The 26,488-nt window shown below is 63.4% G+C and carries 24 protein-coding genes, 2 pseudogenes and 1 riboswitch; of the genes and pseudogenes, 16 read left to right on the top strand and 10 right to left on the bottom strand.

The window, feature by feature from the left end; genetic code table 11:
* Nucleotides 1–58: 58 nt before the first annotated feature.
* Nucleotides 59–940 carry a carbon-nitrogen hydrolase gene (locus tag ACYVL5_RS08235; protein ID WP_460595078.1) on the bottom strand — a complete coding sequence of 294 codons (882 nt, stop codon included), beginning with the start codon at nucleotides 938–940 and terminating at the stop codon, nucleotides 59–61.
* Nucleotides 941–950: 10 nt separating this feature from the next.
* The gene (locus ACYVL5_RS08230; RefSeq protein WP_460595190.1) at nucleotides 951–1,973 is read right to left on the bottom strand and encodes an agmatine deiminase family protein; all 1,023 of its coding nucleotides are present in this window, start codon (nucleotides 1,971–1,973) and stop codon (nucleotides 951–953) included.
* Nucleotides 1,974–2,157: 184 nt separating this feature from the next.
* Here ACYVL5_RS08230 and nudC point away from each other — a divergent pair, with 184 nt between their 5' ends.
* A complete protein-coding gene (nudC, locus tag ACYVL5_RS08225) occupies nucleotides 2,158–3,003 on the top strand; it encodes an NAD(+) diphosphatase (RefSeq protein WP_460595077.1) in 846 nt (281 codons plus the stop codon).
* A 224-nt stretch (nucleotides 3,004–3,227) separates the two neighbouring features.
* Here nudC and ACYVL5_RS08220 read toward each other — a convergent pair whose 3' ends face one another.
* Nucleotides 3,228–3,323, bottom strand: a complete 96-nt coding sequence (locus ACYVL5_RS08220; protein ID WP_460595189.1) for a BrnA antitoxin family protein — start codon at nucleotides 3,321–3,323, stop codon at nucleotides 3,228–3,230.
* A gap of 724 nt (nucleotides 3,324–4,047) precedes the next feature.
* On the opposite strand from ACYVL5_RS08220, the gene ACYVL5_RS08215 reads away from it, so the two are divergent.
* From ACYVL5_RS08215 to ACYVL5_RS08185, 7 genes are all read left to right on the top strand, one after another.
* Nucleotides 4,048–7,410 carry a DEAD/DEAH box helicase gene (locus ACYVL5_RS08215; RefSeq protein ID WP_460595076.1) on the top strand — a complete coding sequence of 1,121 codons (3,363 nt, stop codon included), beginning with the start codon at nucleotides 4,048–4,050 and terminating at the stop codon, nucleotides 7,408–7,410.
* A 511-nt stretch (nucleotides 7,411–7,921) separates the two neighbouring features.
* Complete coding sequence (locus ACYVL5_RS08210) at nucleotides 7,922–8,374, top strand: hypothetical protein (RefSeq protein WP_460595075.1); 453 nt, start codon at nucleotides 7,922–7,924, stop codon at nucleotides 8,372–8,374.
* A gap of 416 nt (nucleotides 8,375–8,790) precedes the next feature.
* A riboswitch (cyclic di-GMP riboswitch) is annotated at nucleotides 8,791–8,881 on the top strand.
* Between the two features lie 211 nt (nucleotides 8,882–9,092).
* Entirely contained in the window at nucleotides 9,093–9,542 is a 450-nt protein-coding gene (locus tag ACYVL5_RS08205; RefSeq protein WP_460595074.1) for a Csu type fimbrial protein, read from the top strand.
* Between the two features lie 88 nt (nucleotides 9,543–9,630).
* Entirely contained in the window at nucleotides 9,631–10,113 is a 483-nt protein-coding gene (locus tag ACYVL5_RS08200) for a Csu type fimbrial protein (protein ID WP_460595073.1), read from the top strand.
* Nucleotides 10,114–10,226: 113 nt separating this feature from the next.
* Entirely contained in the window at nucleotides 10,227–11,039 is an 813-nt protein-coding gene (locus ACYVL5_RS08195) for a fimbrial biogenesis chaperone (protein ID WP_460595072.1), read from the top strand.
* Between the two features lie 23 nt (nucleotides 11,040–11,062).
* Nucleotides 11,063–13,579 carry a fimbria/pilus outer membrane usher protein gene (locus ACYVL5_RS08190; protein ID WP_460595071.1) on the top strand — a complete coding sequence of 839 codons (2,517 nt, stop codon included), beginning with the start codon at nucleotides 11,063–11,065 and terminating at the stop codon, nucleotides 13,577–13,579.
* A 289-nt stretch (nucleotides 13,580–13,868) separates the two neighbouring features.
* Nucleotides 13,869–14,336: a Csu type fimbrial protein gene (locus ACYVL5_RS08185; protein ID WP_460595070.1), complete on the top strand. Its 468-nt coding sequence runs from the start codon at nucleotides 13,869–13,871 to the stop codon at nucleotides 14,334–14,336.
* Nucleotides 14,337–14,339: 3 nt separating this feature from the next.
* Here ACYVL5_RS08185 and ACYVL5_RS08180 read toward each other — a convergent pair whose 3' ends face one another.
* The 4 genes from ACYVL5_RS08180 to ACYVL5_RS08165 all read right to left on the bottom strand — a co-directional run bounded on the left by ACYVL5_RS08180 (nucleotide 14,340) and on the right by ACYVL5_RS08165 (nucleotide 16,355).
* Nucleotides 14,340–14,774 (bottom strand): ATP-binding protein, encoded by a 435-nt coding sequence (locus ACYVL5_RS08180; RefSeq protein WP_460595069.1) that lies wholly within the window; start codon nucleotides 14,772–14,774, stop codon nucleotides 14,340–14,342.
* Nucleotides 14,743–15,231 carry a hypothetical protein gene (locus ACYVL5_RS08175; protein WP_460595068.1) on the bottom strand — a complete coding sequence of 163 codons (489 nt, stop codon included), beginning with the start codon at nucleotides 15,229–15,231 and terminating at the stop codon, nucleotides 14,743–14,745. The genes ACYVL5_RS08180 and ACYVL5_RS08175 overlap by 32 nt, the downstream gene beginning before the upstream one ends.
* A gap of 68 nt (nucleotides 15,232–15,299) precedes the next feature.
* On the bottom strand, nucleotides 15,300–15,995 hold the full coding sequence (gene sfsA, locus ACYVL5_RS08170; RefSeq protein WP_460595067.1) for a DNA/RNA nuclease SfsA: 696 nt from the start codon (nucleotides 15,993–15,995) through the stop codon (nucleotides 15,300–15,302).
* A 234-nt stretch (nucleotides 15,996–16,229) separates the two neighbouring features.
* Nucleotides 16,230–16,355 carry a hypothetical protein gene (locus ACYVL5_RS08165; RefSeq protein ID WP_460595066.1) on the bottom strand — a complete coding sequence of 42 codons (126 nt, stop codon included), beginning with the start codon at nucleotides 16,353–16,355 and terminating at the stop codon, nucleotides 16,230–16,232.
* Between the two features lie 324 nt (nucleotides 16,356–16,679).
* Between ACYVL5_RS08165 and ACYVL5_RS08160 the strand changes: the two genes are divergently transcribed.
* From ACYVL5_RS08160 to ACYVL5_RS08125, 8 genes are all read left to right on the top strand, one after another.
* Nucleotides 16,680–17,057, top strand: a complete 378-nt coding sequence (locus ACYVL5_RS08160) for a hypothetical protein (RefSeq protein WP_460595065.1) — start codon at nucleotides 16,680–16,682, stop codon at nucleotides 17,055–17,057.
* Between the two features lie 107 nt (nucleotides 17,058–17,164).
* On the top strand, nucleotides 17,165–18,067 hold the full coding sequence (gene rfbA / locus ACYVL5_RS08155) for a sugar nucleotidyltransferase (protein WP_460595064.1): 903 nt from the start codon (nucleotides 17,165–17,167) through the stop codon (nucleotides 18,065–18,067).
* 79 nt (nucleotides 18,068–18,146) lie between these two features.
* Nucleotides 18,147–18,971: a rod shape-determining protein MreC gene (gene mreC / locus ACYVL5_RS08150; RefSeq protein ID WP_460595063.1), complete on the top strand. Its 825-nt coding sequence runs from the start codon at nucleotides 18,147–18,149 to the stop codon at nucleotides 18,969–18,971.
* A gap of 7 nt (nucleotides 18,972–18,978) precedes the next feature.
* On the top strand, nucleotides 18,979–19,464 hold the full coding sequence (mreD, locus tag ACYVL5_RS08145; RefSeq protein WP_460595062.1) for a rod shape-determining protein MreD: 486 nt from the start codon (nucleotides 18,979–18,981) through the stop codon (nucleotides 19,462–19,464).
* A complete protein-coding gene (gene mrdA / locus ACYVL5_RS08140) occupies nucleotides 19,461–21,446 on the top strand; it encodes a penicillin-binding protein 2 (RefSeq protein ID WP_460595061.1) in 1,986 nt (661 codons plus the stop codon). The genes mreD and mrdA overlap by 4 nt, the downstream gene beginning before the upstream one ends.
* A gap of 106 nt (nucleotides 21,447–21,552) precedes the next feature.
* Nucleotides 21,553–22,653, top strand: a complete 1,101-nt coding sequence (gene rodA / locus ACYVL5_RS08135) for an FtsW/RodA/SpoVE family cell cycle protein (protein WP_460595060.1) — start codon at nucleotides 21,553–21,555, stop codon at nucleotides 22,651–22,653.
* A 12-nt stretch (nucleotides 22,654–22,665) separates the two neighbouring features.
* The gene (locus tag ACYVL5_RS08130) at nucleotides 22,666–23,811 is read left to right on the top strand and encodes a tRNA-queuosine alpha-mannosyltransferase domain-containing protein (protein ID WP_460595059.1); all 1,146 of its coding nucleotides are present in this window, start codon (nucleotides 22,666–22,668) and stop codon (nucleotides 23,809–23,811) included.
* Nucleotides 23,812–24,175: 364 nt separating this feature from the next.
* Nucleotides 24,176–24,556, top strand: a complete 381-nt coding sequence (locus ACYVL5_RS08125; RefSeq protein WP_460595058.1) for a hypothetical protein — start codon at nucleotides 24,176–24,178, stop codon at nucleotides 24,554–24,556.
* A 221-nt stretch (nucleotides 24,557–24,777) separates the two neighbouring features.
* On the opposite strand, the pseudogene ACYVL5_RS08120 reads toward ACYVL5_RS08125, so the two are convergent.
* From ACYVL5_RS08120 to ACYVL5_RS08110, 3 genes and pseudogenes are all read right to left on the bottom strand, one after another.
* Nucleotides 24,778–25,251: pseudogene (locus ACYVL5_RS08120) on the bottom strand (ATP-binding protein); the annotation flags it as partial.
* Nucleotides 25,252–25,286: 35 nt separating this feature from the next.
* Nucleotides 25,287–25,850: pseudogene (locus ACYVL5_RS08115) on the bottom strand (ATP-binding protein); the annotation flags it as partial.
* Nucleotides 25,847–26,488: Mu transposase domain-containing protein (locus ACYVL5_RS08110; RefSeq protein WP_460595057.1), on the bottom strand; the 642-nt coding region annotated here is incomplete at its 5' end. The pseudogene ACYVL5_RS08115 and the gene ACYVL5_RS08110, both read right to left, overlap by 4 nt.

Here is a 26,488-nt window from a genome sequence, read left to right as displayed (position 1 = left end):
CACCCTCCCCAGCCAACCTCCCCCGACGGGAGGGGCTGGTTGAGGAGGGCGTGGGTTGCTAATCGCGGTATCTCTTGACGAGATCTCCGTAGTAATCGATGCGGCGGTCGCGGAGGAAGGGCCAGATCCTCCGGACCTCTTCGCTGCGGCGGCGGTCGATCTCGACGAGGAGCAGTTCCTCCTCCTCCCCGCCGCGGGCCAGGAACTCACCCTGCGGTCCCGCCACGAAGCTGTTCCCCCAGAACTGGATGCCGGCGCCCTGGCCGCTCGGGTCGCTCTCCAGCCCGGCCCGGTTGGCAACCAGGACCGGGATGCCGTTGGCAACGGCGTGCCCGCGCTGGACGGTCACCCAGGCGTCAAGCTGGCGCTGCTGCTCTTCGGCTTCGTCGCGCGGGTCCCAGCCGATGGCGGTCGGGTAGATGAGGAGCTCGGCCCCGGCCAGCGCCATCAGCCGTGCCGCCTCGGGGTACCACTGGTCCCAGCAGACCAGCACGCCGAGCGATCCCACCGAGGTCCTGATCGGCTCGAACCCCAGGTCGCCGGGGGTGAAGTAGAACTTCTCGTAGAAGGCGGGATCGTCCGGGATGTGCATCTTGCGGTACTTCCCGGCGATGCTGCCGTCCGCCTCCAGCACTACGGCGGTGTTGTGGTAGAGCCCGGGTGCCCGCCGCTCGAACAGCGAGGTGACGATCACCACCCCGAGCTCCTTGGCGAGCTTTCCGAAGTACTCGGTGGAGGGGCCCGGAATGGCTTCGGCCATGTCGAAAAAGCCGGTCTCCTCGGTCTGGCAGAAGTATCTCCCGGTATGGAGCTCCTGGAGCACCACCAGCCGCGCCCCTTCGCGGGCGGCCTGGCGGATGCCGGCGGCGCTTGCCTCCATGTTCTGTTCGCGGTCCTGGCGAAGCCCCTGCTGGACCAGGGCGACCTTAAGGTTTTCCATGGTTTCTCCCTCAGATTTTCAGCGTTCCTTCAGGCAGCTGCATGGTGACGCAGTGCAGCGACCCGTGCTGGAGGATGAGCGGCAGGCAGTCGATCCCGACGATCTCGTGCTCCGGGAAGGCCCGGCCGATCGCCTCCAGCGCGGCGGCATCCTTTTTGTCCTCGTAGGTGGGGACCAGCACCGCACCGTTCACCACCAGGAAGTTGGCGTAGGTGGCGGGGAGCCGGGTCCCTTCCTCGTCGAAGCGGGCCTGGGGCCAGGGGAGGGGGATCAGCCGGTAGGGCTTGCCCTTCTTGGTGGTGAAGCCCCTGAGCTCCTCCTCCATGGCCGCGAGCGCGTTGAAGTGCTCGTCCTCCGGGTCGTCGCACGTTACGTAGGCGATGGTGTCGTGCGGGCAGAGGCGGGCCAGGGTGTCGACGTGCGAGTCGGTATCGTCGCCGGCCAGGTAGCCGTTGGCAAGCCAGAGGAAGCGGTCGGTCCCGAAGAGGCCGTGCAGCTCCTGCTCCAGTTCGTCGCGGGTCAAGTGCGGGTTGCGGTTGTCGTTGAGGAGGCACTCCTCGGTGGTGAGGATGGTCCCCTCGCCGTCGCTCTCGATGCTCCCCCCCTCGAGGATCAGCCCGACCGTTTCCAGCGGGGCCTTCCAGATCCCGTGCCCCTGGAGCTTGCGGTTGATCCGGTTGTCGAGGTCGGAGGGGAACTTGAGCCCCCAGCCGTTGAAGCCGAAGTTGAGCAGGCGGGGAACGCCGTCGTCCTGGACGGTGATGGGGCCGAAGTCGCGGGCCCAGGTGTCGTTGGTCTCGACCTGGTAGACCCTGACCCGTAAGAGGTCGGCGCCGCAGCGGGAAAGCCGGGAGACGACGTACGCGGGATCCGGTGCCGCGATGACGACCGGCTCGAACCGGCTGATCTCCGCCGCGATCCGGTCGAACACCGGTTCCACGCGATCCAGGTACGGGTGCCAGTCGCTCTCTTCATGGGGCCAGGCCAAAAGCACCCCATCCTGGGGCTCCCATTCGGCCGGAAGTCTTCTGATGCTCACGTCACATCCTCTTTTTCGTGTAAATGGCTGAACGAGAATGATTAGCATACGCCCTTTGTGTTATGCAAGCCAAAAGGGGGAGGGGAGAGGCTGCGTATACGCGAGGCGAAAGGGTTGCGTCCGGGCGCCGATGCTCGTATTATGCCGGGGCTGGGCATTCTAACCCGAGGAGTGAGCAATGGCCTTTCCCGAGACCGTCAACCTTCCCTTTAACGGCGAAATCATCCGCTCCCGTTTCGTGCAGAGAAAACCGGGCGAACTGGAGACGGCGGAGGAGGGGTACTGGGCCCTCGTGCAGGGGGACTCCCTGGTGCTCGCCGATGGCGACCTCTACGCCGGCCTCCTTCCCGCCGAGCTGGCCACAGCCGGCGAACCGATCATCTTCGGCGAGTGGGACGGCAGGCCGATCCGGGTTGCCGTCGTCTCCCGCGAGGCCGCCCTCCCCGAAGGTTTCGCGGCTGTTGCGTGGACCGAGCTTCCCGACGACCTCGCCACCCTTTATGGGCTGGCCCGCCAGATCCTTTACTGGGAGCGCCTGAGCTCGAAATGCTCCCGCTGCGGCGGCGCCATGGCGCGGATCCCGCTCTCCTGGGGGAAGAAGTGCGGCGGATGCGGCCACGAACACTTCCCCCACATCCATCCCTGCGTGATCGTGCTCGTCAAGCGCGGCGAGGAGTTCCTGCTGGCCAGAAAGCCCGAATGGGCGGAGGGGCGCTACAGCCTGGTGGCCGGTTTCGTGGACTTCGGGGAATCGCTTGAGGAGTGCGTCGAGCGCGAGGTACTCGAAGAGACTGGAATTACTGTAAAGAACGCCCGCTACGTCGGGAGCCAGAACTGGCCCTTCCCGAGCCAGCTCATGGCCGGTTTCGTCGCCGATTACGAATCGGGGGAGATCGTCATCGACGGCCAGGAGCTGGAGGATGCCCGCTGGTTCACCCGCGAGAGCATGCCCCCGGCGCTCCCTCCCCGCCGCAGCATCGCCCGCTGGATCATCGACAACCACGCCCTCGGTATCGCTAAGTAACGTCGACTTATCAGCATTCCCTCCCACCTGCAACCTGTGAAGTCTTCCACCCAACATTTATTGGGATCTGAAGACGATATTCCAAGAGCAGCGGTACCGGGACGAAAATCTGTGACGTACGACAAGGCGGCGGCACGCGGCCTCCGCTAACCTCCGCCGGTGCGCCGCCACGTCGTTGGCCGAGAAGCAAAAGTAAGCAAGTAGGCCGCGATAAAGGAATGCATTCAAACCTGCTTGAGCGGGTGCTCCTTCAACCATTCTCGCAGAGCATCATTCATTCGAGTCTGCCATCCCTTCGCGCCTGACACCGACCACAGCATCACGAAGCTAACCTTCCCCCCCACCCCGAAAAAATTCCTAAAGTAATGAGAACGGGACCCGATAGGTATTCATGAACCTAGGAGTTCAGAGTTTCTCCAGGGTCTCCTTTTCCGGGACGGGTAACACCGTCCCATTTTTTTTGCCCCGCGTCTCAGCCTCCTCGGCCCCCACCCTCCGTAATTACTTCGACATCCCCCCGCCCTGTAGGTCGTGTTGAGGAACGAAACGCGACATAGGTGCCGCAGCCAGCGGTGGCAATGTCGCGTTTCACGATGAAACCGTTCAACGCGACCTACACGACTCCGGTTACCGTGTTTCCAGAAAAGCCAGTGTTAAGCTAGTTTGGACTACTTCTGTAGTCGGAAATTCCACATTAGTCTCCCTTGATGGCCACCCAGGTGAAAGTGATGGGATCAGGAGCAGTTGGGGGATTGTTGCCGCCCATGAGTTGCCGTCTGATTCCCGTTTATTGGAGGCATTTTTCGAGTTATATTGGAAATTGCCGTGTGATTTCGTTGACTTACTCTGAAATCTTCGGAATTCGAATAAAGGGCCTTGCCCCCTCCGTTACCGAGCGCTGAATTCAGCCCGTCCAATTGCGTCCGCGTCCCCCATCCCTCCGTAATTACTTCGACATCCCCCAGGCTGTGCTGTTGTATTGGGACATGCTTTCTGGTAGCATGGACCGTTCGTTCGGGAACCTTCAGGGGGAGTTCAGGGAAGATGGACAATAGGGGCAACCCGCTGCTGAGGCATCTTCTCGAGATGCCCCCGGCGGCGATCTACAGGCTGGCGGACAAGATCCACCTCTTCAACGGCTTCGAGCTGTGCAAGAGGACCCCTGTCTCCGCGCTTGCCTGGAGCGACGACGGTTCCGTGCTCACCGTCCGCATCAAGGACGCCGTCACCGTCGACGTTTCGCTCACCCTTTCCCAGGGCGAGCTCTCCACCTCCTGCGATTGCGGCGTCTGGAGCCCCCGGGGGCGCTGTCCCCACCTCGTAGCGGCGCTGGCCACCGTCAAGAAAGTCCTTTCCCCCCCCTCGTTCCCCATGCTGCACCTCCCCGCCGACTACCTGCGATCCCTTTCCGGCCAGCTCTGGGCGGTTGCCTCCGTCCCGCAGGCGGCCCCGGTCGCGGTGATGACCGAGGAGCCCGCCTACTCGCTGGTGGTCGAGCTCGGCGAGGATGGCGGGCGTCTGCGTTTTTGCCGCAGCGGGGTGCCGCTGGTGCCGTGGGAGCCGGACCTCATCCCTTCCATCCGTGAATTCCTCCGCCTCCTGTACAACCCCCTCATGAAGGGGCGGGCGGTCGAGGAGTTCCTCACCCGCTTCGGCGCCCGCTATCCCATCCTCTTCGCCTCCCCCGAAGGACCGCTCCCGCTTGCCTACGATGCCGCGGTCGAACGCTCGCTGATCCTTCGCCTGGACCTGCAAGGGGACCAGGTGGCGGTCACCAAGACCCTCGACGACGGCCACGGGCTCGGGAACGACCGCTTCATCTGCGCAGGATACCTGGTCGACCTCGCCCTGCGCCGCATCCAGAAGATCGACGAGCAGAGCGCCAACGGCCATCTCACCCGGCTTTTGGCCTCCCTGCAGCTGGTCCCGGAGCCCTGCGTGGAACGGGACGAGGAGGGGATCAGTATCCCGGTCGCCTGCTTCAACCAGAGCCAGTACACGGTGGGGGAGGAGGGGCGCTTCTTCGACAAGGGGGCCCTCTTCGTGGAGGGGAGGCCGAGCGTTGCCGCCGAGATGCCCGTTCGCTACCGGCTGAACATCCTGGAGCTGGCCGAGAACGTACACCTGGTCGCCGAGGGGGTGGCCGGGGAGACCCCCTTCCAGCTGTCGCGGGACACCTTCTGGTTTTTCCCCTCCGCCAGCCGTGCCCGCCTTCCCCAGCCGCTGAAGGCGAAGAAGCGGGTCGCTTCCATCCTGGAGGCCTGCTTCGCCACCTTGGCCGGCGGCAACCGCACCGACAAGGAGAGGATCGTTCGCCTGGCCCTCGACGGCCCCGACTTCTGCAAGCGCAACGTCAAGGCCGAGGCCCGCCGCATGGTGACCTCCTTCTGGCAGTCCCTGACCCAGCCGCGCACCCTCTTGCAGGTGGTGGACGGCCAGTGGGTCCGGGTGCCGGTGGATGCCGAGACCCAGGCGAGGCTCCTCCGGATCCCCTTCGATCTGCTGGGGGCCGAGATCTTCACCGGCACCGAGATCCCCGGAGAGATGGCGGTGGAGCGCAAGCTCTTCATGAAGAACATCGGAGCGCTCAGGAGCGAGCTTTCCGCCGCCGGCTTCTTCTTCGCCATGGCGGGGGAAGAGCTGGAGACCGTCTCCTGGTCCTTCACCCTGGACGCCACCCGCTCCACCATCGACTGGTTCGAGCTCCGCCCGGAGATCCGCTGCGAAGGGGAACTGGTCGACGAGAGCGAACTGATGGAGGCGATCAAGAGCGGCGGCGTCTTCCGAAGGGGGGGCGCCATGGTGCTCCTCGACGAGGAGAGCGCCCGGGCGCTCGCGTTATTCTCCGCCCACCCCAAGCGCGAGGTGGTCAGGGTGCCGCGCCTGCAGATCCTGGACTGGCTCATCCTCAGGCGCAGCGGGGTGCGGGTCCTCCTCTCGCCGGAGGACGAGCGGATCATCGAAAGCCTCACGAGCTTCGAGAGGATCCCTCCCCGCCCGGTCCCTGCCAAGCTGAAGGCGGTGCTCAGGAACTACCAGCGGGAGGGGTACAGCTGGCTCGCCTTTCTCTACGAGCACCGCTTCGGCGCCTGCCTGGCCGACGACATGGGGCTTGGCAAGACCGTGCAGGCGATCGCGCTGATCGCCGGTCTCCAGGAAGGGGTGATCGAGTCGGAGCTCCCGGAGGGGGTCCCCCACCTGGTGGTGGTCCCCCCCAGCCTGATCTTCAACTGGGAGAGCGAGATCGGCCGGTTCTATCCCTCGCTCAAGGTGGGGGTCTACCGGGGGCAGGGGCGCCGCGCCGAGTTCGGCGGGCTCGACCTGGTGCTGACCAGCTACGGCGTCATCCAGCGGGACATAGAGCACCTCTCCCTCCTGTCGTTCAACGTGATCGTCTTCGACGAGGCCCAGGCCATCAAGAACATCCACGCCGAGACCACCGGGGCGGTGAGGAGGCTCAAGGGGCGCTTCAAGCTCACCCTCACCGGGACCCCGGTGGAGAACCACCTAGGCGAGTACTTCTCGGTGATGGACCTGGCGCTTCCCGGTCTCCTTGGCCCCTACGAGCAGTTCCGCAAGCAGATGGGGCGCGACGGGGAAGGTTTCATGGAGACCCTTTCCCGCAGGACCCACCCGTTCATCCTGCGCCGGGCCAAGGACATGATCAAGTCGGAGCTCCCTCCCAAGGTGGAGACCGACATCTATCTCGAGATGAGCCCGCGCCAGAAGGCCCTCTACGTGAGGACGGTGGCCGAGGTCAAGGCCACGGTGGCGGAGGCCTACCGCTCCAATGCTCCCGGCCAGGCCCGTATCATCGCGCTGACCGCCATCCTGAAGCTTCGCCAGATCTGCCTCTCCTCGAGGCTGTTGCTCCCGAGATCGCCGGACCGCGCCCCCAAGATCGACTTTCTCATCGACCAGTTGGAGGAGCTCTTCGCCGAGGGGCACAGCGTGCTGGTCTTCTCCCAGTTCACCTCCTTCCTCGACCTCGTGGAGGAGGGGCTTTCCCAGCAGGGGATCGCCTCCTCCCGCCTCGACGGCTCCACCCCCATCTCGCGGCGCAAGGAGCTGGTCGAGAGTTTCCAGGGATCCGAGGAGCCCGGCGTCTTCCTCCTCTCCCTCAAGGCGGGAGGGAAGGGCCTCAACCTCACCAAGGCCTCTTACGTCTTCCACCTCGACCCCTGGTGGAACCCGGCGGTCGAGAGCCAGGCCTCCGACCGGGCCCACCGGATCGGCCAGCTGCGCCAGGTCACCATCACCCGGCTGTTGATGCGCCACAGCATCGAGGAAAAGATGATGGAGCTCAAGAAACGGAAGCTGAAGCTCTACCGTGCGCTCCTCGATGATGCCGAGCATGAGGGGACCGGCGCCATTGGCAAAGAAGACTTCGAATTCCTCCTCGGCTGACTTAGCCCCTGGTCCCGCTGCCATAGCGGCCCCTTCCCGTTGTCCTTCACACAACCTGATCAGCGACCATCTTCCGCTACAGAGCCGATCTCCCTCTCCTTCAAGGCCCCGCATCCTCATCATGACCTTTCCCTCGAAGGGGAAGGGACGCTAGCGGAAGATCGGCCCAATCGGCTTACTCTCAAATCAGCCCGCTTGTGAGATAATAAAGCTACGCATTGAGTACCGTCAGTCAATGGAACCGGTCGCGCCACCATGGGCATGACATGCTCTCTCTTTCGGGATCTCCCTTTGACCGTGGGACCGGCCGGGGAGGACCGGTATGTTCAACTGTTGACCAGCTGGCCGTTTTTGTTGAACGGGGACCCGAAACCGCTCCCCTGGCCGATTCACGGGAAAAAGCTGTTCAGATCCTGCACACTTTCGCTTGCGCTCATGATCTGCCAGTGGCGTGAAAACAGCTAGTTAGCTTCGGTACGACTCTCGCTCGAAAAGGGCAGGGAGGATGGCCGTGAGAAAGGCTACTGTTGCCATATTGAGCGTTTTAGCTCTCCTGCTGGTCACCCCGGCCGCCTGGGGGGGGACGGCCGCCACCACGCTGCGGGTCGGAGCCGCCGTGCTTCCCTACGTGAGCCTGGACGCCAGGCAGCAGATGACGACTTATTACGTGGCCGACGAGGACGTCGCCCGAGGCTATATAGATCTGAGCGGTGCGGTCACCGTATCCTTCAGGACCAACCTCGAGAGAGGAGTGCCGGTCGGCGTCGAGAACCTGGGAGAGGGGAGGGTGCTGGTCAGCGAAGCGGGTAAAGGGAACTTCGTCTCGAGCGCCTTCACCCTGGATCCCGCCGGTTACCGGATCGGCGCCCGGGTGGAGAGAAAGCTCGACGCCCGCATCGTGCTTTCCCCCGATACCCCGAGAGGGGTCCATCAACTCGCCCTCGGCATCACTCCGATCATCTGATGAAAAGCGAAGCGACCAAAAGCGTCATCGCCCGGTGACGTTTTTTGGCGTGAGTTCCCGTGATATGGCGACTTTTGGCGCCCCCCGCGCGTTTTTCCAGCTCTCTCCGGATTTTTTTTCACTCCCTCCTCCGGCAATCCCGACAAAACCTGACCTTGGAAGTACAACCCTCCTGCTTCACTTCAGCAAATTCCGCTCTCTAGCTGTCTTTCCGCCTCCCGGCAAGGTGCTGTAATTTCGCGGAGATTGCGTTTGATCTCCCAGTAATACAAATGCTGCCGTCGGTATCTCTCTGTTTCGGCACGGTTCCTGCTCCTAATGAAAACTGTTGACACTATTTCGCCAATACTTTAGGTTGTTACGCCAATCCACCTCTCTCTTTGAGCGAGGGGTTGGATGACTCCTCCCAACATATCTCTAGACAAAGGCAAAGCTGGAGCAATCCAGTGACGCAAAGCCACGGGTCCGTTTCCTCATAGCAAGGGAGCGGATAGCCGGGTTGCCAAGGAGCCTGTGAAGTCGTGCAGCCTTTTGGCAGCAGTGCGCCCGAAGAGTGAGTAGCCCGACTTCCATGGAAGCCGGGCTTTGCTGTTTTTATTCGTGCTATCTGTTACCTTGCCGGCGTTTCTTCAAGTCGTGGGTGAGGGGATAGACATTCGTCGAGGCCGATAACCATTTACTGTTCACCTGCAATCATTTGAGAAAAGGAGATTGACCGATGAAAAAACTGATTTCCGTTGTCACCGCCGCAGCCCTGGTCGCCATCGCAGGTTCCGCCTTCGCCGCTTCCACCACCGCCACCGTCAGCGTGAGCGCCACCGTGGCCGCTTCCTGCACCGCCTCCACCAACACCAACATCAATTTCGGCACCCTCGACCCGATCCTCGACGGCGCCACCACCACCGCCAGCAGCAAGTCCGGCGCCGGCCAGATCCTCGTTCAGTGCACCCAGGGCACCAACTACACCTTCACCGCTCCGGGTTCCGTGAACATGCTCAACGGCACCAACACCATCGCCTTCACCCCGGTGCTGCCGACCGTTCCCGCCAATGACGGCGCCGTGGCCGGCAAGACCTACACCATCGACGCCTCGGTGGCCAAGACCGCCTATGCCACCGCTCCGGCCGGCGCTTACACCGGCAACCTGATCGTCACCATCAACTACTAATCTTTTCCGGCTCGCTGTTTGACCGAGTCGAGGGGGAGGGGGATTTCCCCTCCCTCTTTTTTTCCCATCTCCGGGAGCGACGCTAACTATGGGTTTCGGGACAAGGATATCGCTGGCGGCCGCCGTCCTCATGTCGGCCATGCTGCTCGGCGCCCCGGGTAACGCCGGCGCTGCCACCTCCGCGGCCCAGCTGCAGGCCTCGGCGGTGATCGCCGCCACGAACGGGACCTGTACCTTCGATACCGGAGGCCCCTACGCGATCGCCTTTCCCACCATCAATCCCCTTGCCGCCACCCAGCTGACCGCGACGGTGACCTTCACCGTTACCTGCACGGGGCTCACCGGTTCCGGCGGCAAGACCGTCATCGTCGAGGCCGCCACCAACAACCAGCTCTATCTCACCAACGGGAGCAACCAGATCCCCTACAGCCTGAGCCTCCCATCCAGCAAGGCGGCCACCAACAAGAAGCCCACTTCCTTTACCGTCACCGCCACCATCGCCGCCTCCGCCTACGCAACCGCTCCGGCGGGCGCCTACAGCGACTCCGTGCTCATCGACATACTCCCTTGAAAACGTTCGCAAATCGGCAGGTGACTGTTGCATTTTCCCCTCTTTGCGGCTAGAGTGCGGCAGCCGCAGAGAACGTGCTTGGCCCGAATCGGTTCCGTGGCCGGAGGCTTTCCATGCATCACTTTTTTCCCCGTGTACGGCGTCTGTCCACCTGGCTGCTGACCACCCCTTTCCTCTTCATCCTGTCCCTGCCGGTGTTTTTGCCGGATGCCCCGGCCTTTGCCGGTGAGTGGCGGGTAACGCCGATCCGGGTCTTCTTCGAGCGGGGAGCCCGCAGCGGGATCGTCAACGTGGAAAACGACGGCGACACCCCGCTGGTCCTGCAGGTGAAGGCGGTCGAATGGACCCAGGATGCCTCCGGGGCCGATCGCTACGTGGACAGCAACGACCTCATCTTCTTCCCCAAGCAGCTGACCGTACCTCCCAAGGACCAGCGGCTGATCCGGCTGGGGCTCAAGGGGGGCGCCGCCCTGCGTGAGCGGACCTTCCGGCTTTACGTCGAGGAGGTTCCCAAGCCGCAGTCCCCCGAGGACAAAAAGGCCGCCATGGGGGCCACCGTTTCGGTCAACATCCGCTTCGCCATCCCGATCTTCATCACCCCCGCCAAGGAGGTCAACGCCGCCGCCATCTCCAGGGCCGAGCTCAAGGGGGGGGCGGTGACCGTCGCGGTGACCAACAACGGCAACCAGCACTTCCGGGTGAACTCGCTGGAAGTGACCGGCAAGGGTGCTTCGGGCGTCACCACCTTCAGCAGGAAGACCGATGGCTGGTATGTCCTCAACGGCGCCACCCGCAGCTTCAGTATTCCGGTTCCGGAAGAGGGATGCCGTGCCAGCGAGACCATCGTCGTGACCGGTGATGCGGACCGCGCCGGGGTACCCCTGAAGAGCGAGTTCAAGGTCGACCGCCACAATTGCCGGCCGTGATGCCGATTCAGGAGTGATCCCGGATGTTTGCCTCGGGATGTGACACCAAGCAGGCAGGATCGCCACCGGGCCCCGCAGTTGCCGTGAGAAGGCGCCGTCGCCCGTGGTTGCCGGTCCTTCTCATCCTGCTCCTCGCGCTCTCCGCCTCTATAGCCTCCGCCGAACAGATGGTGCTGCAGCTCTTTCTCAACGGAGAGGACAAGGGGGAGGTCTTCGTCCATCGCACCGGAGAGGGCGATTTCCTCGTGCACCCGCAGGACCTCGCGGCCGCGGGGCTCCAGGTTTCCGCAAAAGGGAGCGTCACCATCGAGGGGGAGAGCTACCTCTCTCTCAAGTCGCTCTCCGGAGTCACCTTTTCCCTCGACGAAAGGACCCTGACCCTTAACCTCACCGCGAAGCCATCCCTGCTTCCCAATAAGGTGATCGAGTACACCTCCCCTCCGGCGCGTAAAACGGTCTTCACCCGGGACGCGAGCCTTTTCCTCAACTACGGCGCGCAGGTAAACAGCGCTCCCGGGGTCACCTTCCAGAACTTCAGCCTGGCCAACGAGCTGGGGGCGAGGTACGGCGACTATCTCTTCCTGACCGATACCCTTTTCAACGACGATCCGCACGGCGAACACTTTCTCCGGCTGCACACCTCCGTCACCAGGGACGAACGACCGCTCCTCAGGCGGACCGTCTTCGGCGATTTCTTCGCCAACTCGGGAACGCTCGGGGGGGGCGTCAACATGGGAGGGATCAGCGTCTCCAAGGTGCTCAGCATGGATCCCTATTTCGTCACCTACCCGAGCTTCGATTTCCGCGGCCAGGCGGGGCTTCCCTCCGACGTCGATGTCTACGTGAACGGGAGCAAGGTGCGCACCGAGCACGTCGCGCCGGGAGAGTTCCAGCTCCAGAACTTCACCTCCTACGGCGGGGCGGGACTGGTGGAGCTCGTGGTGCGCGACCAGTTCGGCCGGGAGGAGCGTTACCGCTACCCCTACTACGCGGCGGACGCGCTCTTGCTGAGACCGGGGCTGCACGACTACAGCTACAACCTCGGTTTTCTGCGCCAGTCCTTCGGCTCGGAAAGCAACGATTACGGGAGTCTCGCCGCGGTGGTCTCCCACCGCTACGGTTTCCGCGACTACCTCACCATCGGGTACCGGGGGGAGGCCGGCAGGGGGGTGGCAGATTTCGGCCCCCAGGCCTCGGTCAGGCTCCGGAGCGCCGGGGTGCTGAGCGCGGCACTGTCCGGGAGCTTCGGCGGGCGCCCCGGAACCGGGGGGGAGTTCTCCTACCAGTACCTGAACCCCCGGTTCAATACCCGGCTTTTTTACCAGTACTTCTCCCCGTCCTTCCGGATGCTGGGGGCGAGCTCGGCGCCGCAGGTGCGGCATACCACCGGGCTCTCCCTCGGCTATACCTACCCGACGGTGGGATCGTTCTCCTTCGACCTGCAGGAGCAGTCCCTTTACCAGGGGAGCCCCCAGCGGAGCGCGGCACTGGGCTATTCCAAGGACTTTCCGGGGAACCTCAACTTCAACCTCTCGCTGCGGCGGATCTTCGAGTCGGAGACCGGCAGCGGCTACCAGCTCTTCGCCGCGCTCAACTGGGCGCCCCGGAGCGACATGAGCGTCACCGCCCGGGTGCAGGAAGGGGAGGGGAGCCGCAACGAGACCCTCCAGCTCCAGAAGAATCCCCCCCTGGGAGAAGGGGTAGGGTACCGGGTCCAGGTGGAAAGGGACCACGGTCCGGGAACCACCGGGGAGAGCCTCAATCCGATGTTCCAGTACAACGGCCGCTACGGGATCGTGCGGGCCGAGGGGACCGGCGTCGCGCGCGACGGGCGCTGGAGCGACCAGTACCAGCTGGCCCTCTCCGGGGCGCTCGTCAAGCTGGACGGAGTCTCCGCCTTCACCAGGCCGGTCACCGACAGCTTCGCCGCGGTCAAGGTCGGGGAGGTCGAGGGCGTCTCGGTCCGCTACGGCGCCCAGGAGATGGGGAAAACCGATGCCTCCGGCTTGGTGATCCTCCCCACCCTGAGCTCCTACAACGACAACAGCATCTCCTTCAAGGACACCGACATCCCGGTCACCTACTACTTCCCCCAGTCGACCCGGGTGATCTCTCCTCCCTTACGGAGCGGATCCTGCGTGCATTTCGTGGTGGTGCCGGCCCAGTCCTTCACCGGGACCCTCTCGGGGATCGTGGATGGGAAGGTACAGCCGCTCGATGCGGCGGAGGTGGTCCTGCCGGTTGGGGAGGGGAACGTCCGCTTCGAGACCACGCCGTCCGGTGAGTTCTTCCTCGACGTGACCCAGCTTCCCGAGTTCAAGGAGGTGGTGCGCGGCCGGGAAGGCGACTGCTCCTCCGGAAGCGGCGCCTCGCACGCGCTCCTTCCTCCCGGGACCTATCGCGGTACGGTGAGGTATCAGGGCGTCGGTCTCCCGGTCACCCTGACCATCCCCGCTTCGCCGGATCCCATCGTCGATCTCGGGGCGATCACGGTGGGGGATTTCTCCCCGGGTCTTCGGGAACGACAGGGGATAAGGTGAGGACGGCGGTCGGACGCTGGGCCGGATGGTAGCCGGGAAGATCGTGGTAGGGTAGGGGGGCTACGAGTAGGGTGGGCACTCCGTGCCCACGCGGGTCCGACCAGAAAGGTGGGCAGAGCCGACCTGGAAAGGTGGGCAGAGCCGACCTGGAAAGGTGGGGCAGAGGGCATGGCAGCCGATGGATGCCGACCGGGAGCCGTCGTAAGCCGGCGATCGGGAGGGCACCTGTGGGAAAGACGTTGCAGGGCGGCGGAAAAAAGAGGGGGCTACTTCGGTGAGGAGGAAAGCTATGAAGAAGTGGGGGATTATACCGATGGCGGTCCTGTTGCTCGGCCTGACGGTCCGGGGAGCCTCCGCCTTCAGTTGCGGCGTGACCACGACGCCCGTCGGTTTCGGCAGCTACGACGTCTTCTCGGGATCTCCCCTGGACGGGCAGGGGGCGGTCGCGCTCAACTGCAACAATCCCGACCGCAAGCCCATCCTGGTCACGGTGGCCATCAGCAGCGGCCAGGGGGGCTCCTTCAACCCGCGCCAGATGATCCGCAGCGGGGGGAGCGAGCGGCTTAACTACTACCTCTTTCTCGACCCCGCCAAGACCACCATATGGGGGGACGGCACCGGGGGGAGCTCGGTGATAACCCAGACGGTCAGCCGGAGCCTTTCGCTCAATGCCGGCATCTACGGGAGAATTCCGGAGCGGCAGGACGCCTGGGTGGGTTCCTACAGCGACACGCTGACGGTCACCGTTTCCTGGTGAGGGTCAGGCCTGGGGCTGCCGGAAGTAGCGGCAGAAGGCGAGGGTGTTGCGGCCGTTTTCGGAGCGGTAGCTGACCTCGTCCATCAGGGTCTCGATAATGAAAAGCCCCATGCCGTTTTCCGGGATGGAGCCGATCACTTCGGGGTCGAACTCGAGGGTGCGGGGGGCGAAATCCTCGATGGCGCGCCCCGAGTCGGAGATCTCGAAGGAGATCCGGTCGTGATGGAGGGTGACCGCGGTCTCCACGAGGTTTCCCGACTGGTTCTTGTAGGCGTGGGAGATGGCGTTGTTGACCGCCTCGACCACGCAGACTTCCATCTCTCCGTAGGTCTCCTCGGCCAGGGGGGAGCAGGCGCAGACCCCGCGGACTGCGTGTCCGATCAGCGCCACGTCGCTCAACTTGCTTTCAATGCTGAGATGCAGGGTCTTGCTCACCATGGTGTACCCGTCTTTCTGTATTCTGCTCCCCCTGTTCGCTCCATGACTGGGCCAGGGCGAGGTGCTTCAAAAACTCGGCGGCGAAGAGGAACTCCCCGGCAGGAGCGGGGACGTTGATCGCCTCCTCGCCCCGTTGAATCGAAAAGGCGAATCCCTTCTTGCCGTTTCTCTCGTACCCTTCCACGCTCAGCTTGGTGACCGTTTCCCCCTCGCCCGCATCGAACTTATGGGTCAAGGACTCCTTCCCGGCGGCCGCATGCACCGCGGCGACCTTCCGGCTGAGCTCGAAGGCTTCCCACGGCTCGGCCAAAAACCGTATCTGGTGCGACCCGCTGGCCAGCCGGAAGAACCGCAGCGATACCCTTCCTTCCGCGGGTTTTCCCTGCTGCCTCTTTTCGGCGGCCGCTATTTCGACCCCTGTTTCGCGCGAGTAGATGGTGAACCGGGGAATTCTCATCCGCTATCTCCTTTGAACGGTTAAACTTTAGCGTTCGAACGGTTTTTGTCAAACCGGCGGAGGCGGGCCTAGAGCGCGATGGGGAGCCGTTGGTCCAGGAAAATCTCGTTGGGGGTCACCCGCGCGCGGTAGGCGAGAAGTTCCACCCCCGCCTTGGCGGCAACCCTCAACTGGGCCCCGTAGGCGGGGTCGATGGCGTCGGCAGGCCGCACCCGCTCGCCGTCCCCCCGCTGCACCACGAAGAAGTTCACCGCGCGGTGCCCCTGGCGCACCATCTCCATCAGCTCCTTCAGGTGCTTCAGCCCGCGGGCGCTCACCGCGTCCGGGAAGAGGGCGCTTCCTTCCTCGACCAGCGTCACGTTCTTCACCTCCACGTAGCAGTTTCCCTGGGGGCCGGAAAGGAGGAGGTCGATGCGGCTGCCGGTCCCGTAGGGGACCTCTCCCCTGATGGCAGGGTAGCCGGAGAGCTCCCGGACCGTCCCGTTTTCCACCCCCTCCCTCACCAGCCGGTTGGGGTACATGGTGTTGATCCCGACCCAGTGGCCGGCGGCGTGGACCAGTTCCCAGCAGTGCGGGTACTTCCTGGTCGGGTTGGGGCTTTTGGAGAGGATCACCCGGCTCCCCGGGATGGCGCACCCCATCATGCTCCCGGTGTTGGGGGTGTGGGCGGTGACCATGCTGCCGTCGTCCAGCTCCACGTCGGCCAGGAAGCGGTGGTAGCGGCGGAGCAGGGTGCCGTGGAAGAGGGGTTCGATCAATTTCACGCGGTGGGACTCCTTCGCCGGTCGGTGCCGTCCGGCGGGCTGGTACTTTCGTCCCGGTCCAAGGGCGGGACGCTCGGAATTTACTACCGGCCGGGAGCTCTGTCTACCTAAAAGAACAGGGTGACAGGCGGTTGTGGTTTGATGGCTGAATCGGCGCCTGAACCAAATGGCGGAGGGAACAAAAACCCCCCGCCGAGGCGGGGGCTCTTTTGTCAGGAAGCGTACGTGGTCGGATCAGGACTTTTTGCCTGACCCTTTGCACAAGGAGCAGGGTACCTCGATCTGCTCGTACCCGGTCTGGCGGGACGAGGTGAAGACCTTTCCTTTTCCTTTGCATTTGGGGCACATGCTGGTGTTCATGGATACCTCCTCGATGCTGTCCGTGCCGGTAACAGGTGCTTATGCATCTATGACAATTTTAGCAACACGGTACTGAAAAAGCTATGACTGTGTCCGCCGCCGCTGAGACAGTCCCGACCGCCTGCGCACTTCGCCAGGAACGTAGGGGGGGCGCCACGTGCCCACGCGGGTCCGACCGATGGTGGGCAGAGGACTGCCCACCCTACGATCCGGCCTGCAACGGCCGCCGCACTTCCGCCGCCAGGTCTCCCGGCCCGAAAGTCGTTGATTCCTTTTGCCATTCTGCTAGACTGGCCGCTGAATTATTCATGAGGAGGGTGCGCTATGGCCAAGGGGAGTCAACTCAACAAGGAGCATCTCGAGGCGGTCAACGCCTTGGGCAAGTCCATCAGCAAGCGGGCCGGCTTCCGCTGCGAATGGTGCGGCGGCGACGAGGGGCTCAGGCTGTGGGAGTACCACCCGGACCAGGAGCCGGCCCCGGAGATCCTCGCGCTTCTCTGCTCCGGTTGCCGCGACCTGGTCGACAAGCGGAGCCCCGACCCCCGGGAGCTCCGTCCCCTGCGTAACGCCCTCTGGAGCGATATCCCCGCCGTCGCCGAGGGGGCCGCCCAGGTCCTTGTCCGCTGCAAGGAGCCGTGGGTCCGTGAGGCGATCGAGGAGAGCCTGATCGACGAGGCGATCAAGGAGAAACTTCTTTGCTAGCGCGCCGTTTACGGTTTTAAGTGTTTGACGGCGACAGCTTTCATGTGATAGAAAAAGTGGTTTGTTAATGTGAATTTTTGCCCCGCCTCGGGGGTAGAGGGAGCGTTATGGTGAAAGGTATCAAGAAGGGGATCGTGCTCGCCGGTGGCGCCGGGAGCCGGCTGTATCCGCTGACCCTGGTGGCCAGCAAGCAGCTGCAGCCGGTGTACGACAAGCCGATGATCTACTACCCGCTGGCCACCCTGATGACGGCCGGCATCTCCGACATCCTGATCATTTCCACCCCCCATGATACTCCCCGTTTCCAGGCCCTTTTGGGCGACGGCTCCCGCTGGGGGATCAAGCTGACCTACGCGGTGCAGGCCGAGCCCAAGGGGATCGCCCAAGCCTTCCTGGTCGGTGAAGAGTTCATCAATAACGAGCCGGTCTGCCTGATCCTGGGCGACAACATCTTCTACGGCAAGATCGGGCTGGATCGCCTGATCGCCGATTTCGACGGCGGCGCCAAGATCTTCGGTTACTACGTCCAGGATCCGGAACGCTACGGGGTGGTCGACTTCGCCCCGGACGGGACCGTGCTGAGCATCGAGGAGAAGCCGGCCAAGCCTAAGTCCAACTACGCGGTCCCCGGCCTCTACCTCTACGACGGGAAGGTGGTCGAGATCGCCAAGAACATGAAGCCTTCCGCCCGTGGCGAGCTCGAGATCACCGACGTGAACCTTGCCTACCTCAAGGCGGGGCAACTCTCCGTGGAGCGGCTCGGGCGCGGCATCGCCTGGCTCGACACCGGCACCCACCAGAGCCTTCTCGAGGCCTCCCACTTCATCGGGACCCTCGAGGCGCGGCAGGGGCTCAAGATCGCCTGCCTCGAGGAAATCGCCCTGCGGAGGGGATTCCTCGACTGCCAGAGAATGCGGGAGGTGATCGACAGCACCCCCAAGTCCTCCTACCGCGAATATCTGGAGCGGGTCTACAACGAGACCACCCTCTGCGGCGGGGATAGGAAGTAGCCGCACCATTTTTTCGATCTGCTGGTGGAATGTACAACGATAGGGGGCCGGGTGCCCCCTATACCATTTCTTGGAACCGATGAGAAACTTCATTATCCGCCATAAGCGATTCCTGATCACCGCATCCCTGTTGCTGGCGGCCTTTTTTATCTACGCCCTCAACCTGAGGAACAAGGAGCACGCCAACACCCTTGAGCGTGCGGTGATGGGGGCCACGGCACCCCTGGCCCGGGGCGGGGCTGCCGTCAACGGCACCGTCAGCACCCTCTGGAACGATTACATCGACCTTCTGGACGTGCGGCGGGAGAACAAGCAGCTCAGGCAGAGTGTCAAGCGGCTCAACGAGCGGATCGTCGCCAACAACGAGGCGATCCTCGCCAACGAGAGGCTGAAGGCGCTCCTCGACCTCAAGGGGACCATCAACTCCCCCTCCATCGCGGTCTCCGTGATCGGGGAGGACAGCTCGGCCTGGTTCAAGACCCTGGTCGTCGACCGCGGGAGCATGGACGGCCTGGCCGAAGGGATGCCGGTGGTGGCGGCCGGAGGGGTGGTAGGGAGGCTCGTGAAGGTTGCCCCCCACAGCTCGCGGGTGCTCCTTTTGACCGACCACGCGAGCGCCATGGCCGCCATCATCCAGCGCTCGCGCGCCCGGGGGGTCGTCCGCGGCGCCGGCGGCGGGCGCTGCTCGATGGAGTTCACCGTCAAGGAAGAGGATGTCAAGGTCGGCGACACCGTGATCACCTCCGGCATCGGCGGCGTCTTCCCGAAGGGACTTCCTATCGGGGAGGTAACCATGGTAAAAAAGGGACAGTACGGGGTGTTTCAGACCATCGAGGTGCGCCCCGCCGTCAACATCGGCAAGCTCGAAGAGATGCTGGTGCTGATCCGGCAGATGCCGGAGTAGCTAATCCATGAAACGGTACTTCAAAATAGCGGGTCTGGTGGCAGCGGCCCTGCTTCTCCAGATGACCATCCTCCCCAAGTATCTCCAGGACCCCTTTCAGCCCAACCTGTTGATCATCCTGGTCGTGTACCTCGGGCTCAAATGGCCGTCCCGGCTGGCGGCTTTGGGGGCCTTCCTGATCGGGCTCGTGCAGGACAGCTTCAGCGGCATCTACCTCGGCCTCAACGCCTTCTCCTACCTCTGCATCTTCACCGTCTTGTCGGGTCTTGCCGACCGGCTCTACACGGACAACCGGGCTCTCCTGGTGCTGGTAGCCTTCCTGGCCACCATCGCCAACGCCTTCCTGATCGTGCTGATGCTGGCCGTCTTCTCGGTCTCCTACGGCGTCTACGCCTCGGTGCTCCCGGCCCTGATCCCCCAATCCCTCGTCAACGCGCTGGTGGCCTCCATCTTCTTCACCTTCAGGCTTCCCACCAGTGAGGAGGCGCGATGAAACCGCAGCAGAACATCCTTCCCGACGACGACGGTTCCCGCCGGCTGATCGGGATTTCCATCGGCGCCTGCGTCATGTTCTTCCTGATCCTGACCAGGCTTTGGTACCTGCAGATCATCGACACCGAAAATCTGATGGACCAGTCGGAGAGTAACCGCCTCCGTTTCGTCCCGGTGGCCGCCCCGCGCGGTGCCATCGTGGACCGTAACGGCAAGGTGCTGGTCTCCAACACCCCTTCCTTCTCGGTCGCGGTCATCCCGCAGGACGTGAAGAACAAGGAGGAGCTGGTCGACAACCTGGCGCGCTACCTGAAGCTCGACCGCCAGGAGATCATCGACAAATGGACCAAGGGGCAGGGGAGGGCCAAGTACTACCCCCTGGTGGTCGCCTCGGGCATCACCCGCGACCAGATGGAGTTCCTCGAGGAGAACCGCCTCTCCCTCTCCGGGGTCAACATCGAGATGAAGCCGATCCGCGCCTACGCCAACGGGGAGCTGGCCGCCCACCTCCTGGGCTACCTGGGGGAGGTCTCCGAGGACGAGCTCGGCACCGAGCGCTACAAGGATTACAACGCCGGTGATTACACCGGCAAGAGCGGGATCGAACGGAGCTGGGAGAACTACCTGCACGGCACCGACGGCGGCCGCCAGATCGAGGTGGATGCCCGGGGGCGGTTCCTGAGGACCGTGGAGGAGACCAACTCCATGGTGGGAAACACGGTCATGCTCACCATCGACATGGAGATGCAGAAGGCGGCCGAAGAAGCCCTGGCGGGTAGGGCGGGGGCCGCGGTGGCCATGGACGTCAATACCGGAGAGATCCTCGCCTTCGCCAGCAGCCCCAACTTCGACCCTGCCCTCTTCACCGGCCGCATCCCGGCCGACAAGTGGAAAGGTTACCTGGAGGACGAAAAGCGTCCCCTGGAGAACAAGGCGCTCAGGGGGATGTATCCTCCCGGTTCGACCTTCAAGATCGTGACCGCCATCGCGGGGCTCGAGGAGGGGCTGATCGACGAGCACACGGCGATCGATTGCCCCGGCTACTACAAGTTCGGCAACGCCACCTTCCGCTGCTGGGACAAGAAGGGGCACGGCCACGTGGAGCTGAGAAAGGCGCTCCGGGAGTCCTGCGACGTCTACTTCTACAAGCTTGCCGAACGGCTCGGCGTCGACCGCATCGCCGCCTACGCGAAGAAGCTCGGGCTCGGTGCCCCGCTCGGGGTGGGGCTCGACAACGAGAAGGGCGGGGTGATCCCGACCCAGGCCTGGAAGCTGAAGCGGTTCGGGAAGAAATGGTACTCGGGCGAGACCCTCTCGGTCGGCATCGGGCAGGGGTACGTGCTGACCACCCCGATCCAGCTCGCCTCCATGATCTCGACGGTGGCCAACGAGGGGACCGTGTACCAGCCGCACCTGGTCAAGAAGGTGGTCGACTCGGACGGCAGGGTCATCAAGGAGTTCCAGCCCCAGGTGCTGGAGAAGGCCAACCTCAAGCCGCAGACCTACAAGCTGGTCAAGGACGGGCTCTTCGCGGTCGTCAACGAGCCGCACGGTACCGGCGGGATGGCGCGCCTCTCCGAGGTCAAGGTGGCCGGCAAGACCGGCTCCTCCCAGGTCGTCAAGCTCCGCACCGGCAAGGGGGACATCCCCTACAAGTACCGCGACCACGCCCTTTTCGTCGCCTTCGCCCCCTACGAGAAGCCCGAGATCGCGGTGGCGGTCATCGTCGAACACGGTGAGCACGGCGGTTCCGCCGCGGCCCCGGTGGCCGGCCGGGTGCTGAGGGCCTACTTCGAGCAGAAGGGGGTCATCAAGAGGCCGGTACCGAAGAAGGCGGACACGGCAGGGGAAGGGGAGGGGAGCGATTCGGGAGTCCCGGCGCCGGCCCCCGGCTCCCCCGCGGCACCGGCGGGGGGCGCCCCGGCCGCCACCCTTCCGGCTCCCCCCGCGGCCAGGCCGGCCGACCGCCCTCAGGGGCACTGAGGTTACCTAATTCTTGGCTCTCCCGACCATTCCCTCTCCCGGAGGAGAGGGGGAGCACAAGGGGAATCAGGCCCCTATTTCCTGTTTTCAACAAGAGGATTCCTAGATGTTTGACCGTCGGCTCTTCACTAACTTCGACTGGACGCTCCTGGCGGTGGTGATTCTCATCTCCGCCGTCGGCGTGGTCAACATATACAGCGCCGCCTCGTCCTACCGCGAGGTGGGGCACCCCTACTTCCTGAAGCAGATCTACTGGATCGTGGCCGGGGTGACCCTCTGCCTCACCGTCTGCAGCCTCGACTATCACATGCTCGAGGATTTCGCCTACTGGCTCTACGGCGGGGTTCTCTTCCTGCTGGTGCTGGTCCTGGTCGCCGGCAAGACCTCCATGGGGGCCACCCGCTGGATCCATCTTGGTTTCTTCACCGTCCAGCCGTCCGAGCCGATGAAGATCGTCATCATCATCACCTTCGCCCGCTTCTTCAGCCGCTACCCCGTCTTCAAGGGGCTTACCCTGCGGGACCTCCTCTATCCCCTGATGCTCTTGGGCGCCCCGGTCCTTCTCATCATGAAGCAGCCGGACCTCGGGACCGCCATCCTGGTGGCCCTGATCGCCTGGACCATCCTCTTCTTCGTCGGCGTCCGCTGGTCGGCCCTGGCGACCATCTTCGCCGCGGCGATCCCGCTCGTCTACGGAGGGTGGAGGTTCGTCCTCCACGACTACCAGAAAAAGCGCATCTACAACTTTCTCAACCCCGACCTCGACCCGCAGGGGAGCGGATACCACATCATACAGAGCAAGATCGCGGTAGGCTCCGGGGGGACCTTCGGCAAGGGATTCCTGCACGGGACCCAGTCCCAGCTTCGCTTTCTCCCGGAGCAGCACACCGACTTCGCCTTCTCGGTTTTCGGCGAGGAGTGGGGCTTCCTCGGCTGCCTGGTCATGCTCGTCCTGTACCTGTTCCTGATCCTGTGGGGGCTGGGTATCGCCAAGCGCTGCAACGACCGCTTCGGCGCGCTGCTCGCGGTCGGTGTCTGCGCCATGCTCTTTTGGCACATCGTCATCAACATGGGGATGGTCATCGGGCTCTTCCCGGTGGTGGGGGTGCCGCTTCCCTTCTTCTCCTACGGGGGTACCTCCATGGTCACCTCGATGATCGGCGTCGGCATCCTGCTCAACATCAGCATGCGGCGCTTCATGTTCTAGGAGGAGGCCGGTTTGCGCATCACCCTCGTCGAACCGTACTGTACCGGCTCGCACGCCGCCTGGGCGCACGAGTACGCCTCCCACAGTCGTCACCAGGTCGACCTTTTGACCCTCCCGGGACGGAACTGGAAATGGCGCATGCACGGCGGCGCCGTCACCCTCGCGGCTCGTTTCCTCGAGGCCGGCGTCACCCCCGACCTGATCCTGGCCACCGACATGCTCGACCTGGCGGTCTTCCTCGGGCTCACCCGGAAGCTCTCCAGCGGCTGCCGGACCGCCATCTACTTCCACGAAAACCAGCTCACCTATCCCTGGTCCCCCGGAGACGTCGACCCAGGCATCCAGCGCGATCTCCACTACTCCTTCATCAACTTCACCTCCGCCCTGGCGGCCGACGCGGTGCTGTTCAACTCCCGGTACCACCAGGACTCCTTCCTGGGCGCGCTCCCCGGCTTCCTCAGGAAGTTCCCGGACCCCGCCGATCCCGGTGCCGTGCCGGCTATCGCCGCCAAGAGCCGGGTACTCCCCCTGGGGCTCGATCTGAAGAAACTGGACCGCTACCGCCCCGAGGAGCCGGACGCCTCGGAGCCTCCCCTGGTGCTTTGGAACCACCGGTGGGAGTATGACAAGGCTCCCGAGGAATTCTTCGCGGCACTGTACCATCTGGCGGAGCAAGGGGTGGATTTCCGGCTTGCGGTGCTGGGAGAGAGTTTCAGCCGGTCGCCGGCCGTCTTCAAGGAGGCGCGCGAGAGGCTGTCGTCACGGATCGTGAGCTGGGGGTACCAGGAAAAGTTTGCCGACTATGCCTGTTGGCTCTGGAAGGCGGACGTGTTGCCGGTCACCTCGCGCCAGGAGTTCTTCGGAGCGAGCACCGTCCAGGCCCTTTACTGCGGATGCCAAGCGCTTTTGCCCGAGCGGCTCGCCTACCCCGAGCATGTGCCGGGCGAAGCTAGCTCCCGTGTGCTCTACCGCGAGAAAGACAACTTGATCGACCGCTTGATCCCGCTTCTTCAAGGGAAGGAGGAGGGCCCCCTCCTTGCCGGCTTCGTCAGCCGTTACGACTGGAGCCACCTCGCCCCCGTCTATGACGACTTCCTCGAACAACTCGCCGCCACCAACCAGGTCCCCTCCGTCACTATCCCAGCCACCACCAGCTGACCCTTGTTGTCTTCCCCGCGTATGGGGGAGGTGACTGGCTCCGTCAGGTCCCTGTCCCCTTTTCCGGCTGATGGGGGATGAGACCTGCCGCCCTTGGAACAGCTTTCGTTCAAGCCTTGACCTTCCTGCTCGTTACTAGAAATCTTCGTAATTTCATGCATATCCCTGAACTCATCCTACGGGGCTGTGCAGGTAAAGTACAAATGGTGGCGGAATTAAATGTCGGCGGCAGCAAGGGGTAAAAGTAAAAAACAATAATTAAATAGACATTATACAAGCTCTTGGCGGCACTCCTGCGGTGTTGGCATTTTTGTTGAAGTTACTCAAGGTAAAAACCCCGTGAGCAACAACAAGGAGGTACGCCATGGATGAGCTCAAGTTTAATGGAACCGGCACGGACGCCTCGTATCTGGCCAATGTAAACACCTTCTTTACAGCCTTGTTCGCCCTCGCCATCTTCCAGCAAGGCTGGCCGGAGGAGAAACTCGGATCGCAGAGCGTGCTTCAGAAGTGCTCCGACTGGTTCCGGGAGATGTTCGAAGGCGGACGGACCGGTAATCGCCTTCACATCGCTGCGCGCAAGACAGCGCGGAAGGATCTTGACTTACGGATCCAGAAGATACTCCATTACGTGGCGGTGATGGCGGAGGAAAGAGATATCGACATGCTGCTGAATACCAGCGTCGTCAGGAGAAAGACCAAGAAAAGAATCCGCAGGAGTGTGAAGCAGGTGACCGCAAACTAGGCACGGTATCTCTCAGCCTCCGACCTCCCCCTCTCGACGGCGGCGCTATGCCTCCCGTCCCCCAACGATCCCGGCGGACCCAGTTCTTTTCATCAGGACTGCCGCCGGGATTTTTCATACCTTCCACCAAACCAGCGATAAGCATGTCAACCGCCAAGGTTATTTGCCACCCCCGTCGCCAACGTTATTTTCCAGTTTAACGGTCAGCGGGAGTTCCTGAGTTAAGTCGTCGTGGTCTTCTGAGGGCGGCCTCTTCTTCGGTATGACTCCCCCTTGAGGGGGAGGTGATGGGCCTTGTGGGCCAGCCGATCCATGAGCGAGTTCGCCAGCACCTGGTCGGGGAAGAGACCCAGCCAATCACCGGGCGGGCGGTTCGAGGTAACGATGATGCTCCCGGTGTGGTGCCGCTCGGCGACGATCTCATAGAACGACTCGGCCTGCTCGTGGTTGAATCCGGTAAGCCCCAAATCGTCGATAATGAGCAGGTGCGGCTTGAGAAACGACCGGATAGTCTCCTCATAGGCCCCTTCGTGGCGTGCGACGGCGAGCCGCCTGAATAGCTTGGCCGCGGTGATGAACAGTACCGAATACTCGCTGCGGCAGGCCCGGTTGCCGAGAGCCTGGGCCAAATGGGTCTTGCCGGTGCCGGGCGGACCGTAGAGGAGCACATGCTCGTGGCGCTCGATGAACAGACAGGTGGCNCGATGATGCTCCCGGTGTGGTGCCGCTCGGCGACGATCTCATAGAACGACTCGGCCTGCTCGTGGTTGAATCCGGTAAGCCCCAAATCGTCGATAATGAGCAGGTGCGGCTTGAGAAACGACCGGATAGTCTCCTCATAGGCCCCTTCGTGGCGTGCGACGGCGAGTCGCCTGAACAGCTTGGCCGCAGTGATGAAGAGCACTGAGTACTCGCTACGGCAGGCCCGGTTGCCAAGAGCCTGGGCCAAGTGGGTCTTGCCGGTGCCGGGAGGGCCGTAAAGGAGCACATGCTCGTGGCGCTCGATGAATAGGCAGGTAGCGAGATCCTTGATCTCCTTAGGGTTGATCCCGAGCGGGATCGCGAAGTCGAACTCTTCGAGCCCCTTCTGTTCCTGGAAGTCGGCCTGTTTGAGCCGGAGCTGGACGCGGCGGGCGTGCCGCCTCTCCACTTCATCCTGCAGGATGATCTGCAGAAATTCCTGGTAGCCGAGGGTCTCCTGCCGAGCCTGGTCCAGGCGAGCCTCCAGAGATTCCGCGATGCCGGACAACCGTAGCGTCTTGAGGATCGAGAGCAGGTTGGGGGTCGGTTTCATAGCGACACCTCCCCGAAACTTGCTGCCGGATGCAGGAGCTTGGAGCCTTCTTCGGAGATCGGCGGCGGTACCGCGGCTTCGACGGCATTTGGCAGTCCCTTCTCAAGGAGACGCTTTACGCTGACATGGCTGTTGGAGCCGTGCTCCAGGAGGTAACGGCAGACCTCATCGAGCCTCTGCGCTCCGTACTTTTCTCCGAGACGCAGTATCGCCTGGGCCTTGCGCAGGTGCACCAGGGCGTGCGGCGACAGGATCTCGTGGACCATCTGTCCCACGTACTCTCCCAACCGGCTCGCCTCCTTCCTGCAATGGGCCGGCTGGAACTGGAGAAACAGCTTCTTGCCCTCGGGATAGTCGTCGAGATCGGTGCGCCAGGTGCCGGGACGGTGGGCCGTGGGATGGGTCTTGATCAAGAGATCCTTGCAGTAGATGTCCACCACCTTGAAACCTCCGCGCACCCAGACTTTTTTCCCGACGAAGCGAGTCGGTACGGAGTAGTAGCTCTTCTCGAAGACCACGTGGTGGTCGGGGTGGACGGTGCACTCCTTCCAGGTCGGCAGGTCGAAGCGCGATTGCGGAAGCGGCTGAAGCGCCTGCAACTCGTCCCTCTCGAAACGTACCAGCGGCGCCTCGTGCGT

The sequence above is a fragment of the Geomonas sp. Red276 genome, assembly GCF_054784495.1.
Note: the sequence above shows the minus strand (reverse complement) of the source record. Positions and strands in the feature narration are given on the sequence as shown.

Bases quoted from the DNA above. Each gene is read 5' to 3' on its own strand.
- ACYVL5_RS08235 (WP_460595078.1), bottom strand. From the start codon at position 940: ATGGAAAACCTTAAGGTCGCCCTGGTCCAGCAGGGGCTTCGCCAGGAC.
- ACYVL5_RS08190 (WP_460595071.1), top strand. From the start codon at position 11,063: ATGTTTGCCTCGGGATGTGACACCAAGCAGGCAGGATCGCCACCGGGC.
- rodA (WP_460595060.1), top strand. From the start codon at position 21,553: ATGTTTGACCGTCGGCTCTTCACTAACTTCGACTGGACGCTCCTGGCG.
- nudC (WP_460595077.1), top strand. From the start codon at position 2,158: ATGGCCTTTCCCGAGACCGTCAACCTTCCCTTTAACGGCGAAATCATC.
- ACYVL5_RS08195 (WP_460595072.1), top strand. From the start codon at position 10,227: ATGCATCACTTTTTTCCCCGTGTACGGCGTCTGTCCACCTGGCTGCTG.
- ACYVL5_RS08205 (WP_460595074.1), top strand. From the start codon at position 9,093: ATGAAAAAACTGATTTCCGTTGTCACCGCCGCAGCCCTGGTCGCCATC.
- mreD (WP_460595062.1), top strand. From the start codon at position 18,979: ATGAAACGGTACTTCAAAATAGCGGGTCTGGTGGCAGCGGCCCTGCTT.
- ACYVL5_RS08165 (WP_460595066.1), bottom strand. From the start codon at position 16,355: ATGAACACCAGCATGTGCCCCAAATGCAAAGGAAAAGGAAAGGTCTTC.
- ACYVL5_RS08175 (WP_460595068.1), bottom strand. From the start codon at position 15,231: ATGAGAATTCCCCGGTTCACCATCTACTCGCGCGAAACAGGGGTCGAA.
- mrdA (WP_460595061.1), top strand. From the start codon at position 19,461: ATGAAACCGCAGCAGAACATCCTTCCCGACGACGACGGTTCCCGCCGG.
- rfbA (WP_460595064.1), top strand. From the start codon at position 17,165: ATGGTGAAAGGTATCAAGAAGGGGATCGTGCTCGCCGGTGGCGCCGGG.
- ACYVL5_RS08125 (WP_460595058.1), top strand. From the start codon at position 24,176: ATGGATGAGCTCAAGTTTAATGGAACCGGCACGGACGCCTCGTATCTG.
- ACYVL5_RS08220 (WP_460595189.1), bottom strand. From the start codon at position 3,323: ATGCTGTGGTCGGTGTCAGGCGCGAAGGGATGGCAGACTCGAATGAAT.
- ACYVL5_RS08180 (WP_460595069.1), bottom strand. From the start codon at position 14,774: ATGGTGAGCAAGACCCTGCATCTCAGCATTGAAAGCAAGTTGAGCGAC.
- ACYVL5_RS08215 (WP_460595076.1), top strand. From the start codon at position 4,048: ATGGACAATAGGGGCAACCCGCTGCTGAGGCATCTTCTCGAGATGCCC.
- mreC (WP_460595063.1), top strand. From the start codon at position 18,147: ATGAGAAACTTCATTATCCGCCATAAGCGATTCCTGATCACCGCATCC.
- ACYVL5_RS08185 (WP_460595070.1), top strand. From the start codon at position 13,869: ATGAAGAAGTGGGGGATTATACCGATGGCGGTCCTGTTGCTCGGCCTG.
- ACYVL5_RS08200 (WP_460595073.1), top strand. From the start codon at position 9,631: ATGGGTTTCGGGACAAGGATATCGCTGGCGGCCGCCGTCCTCATGTCG.
- ACYVL5_RS08160 (WP_460595065.1), top strand. From the start codon at position 16,680: ATGGCCAAGGGGAGTCAACTCAACAAGGAGCATCTCGAGGCGGTCAAC.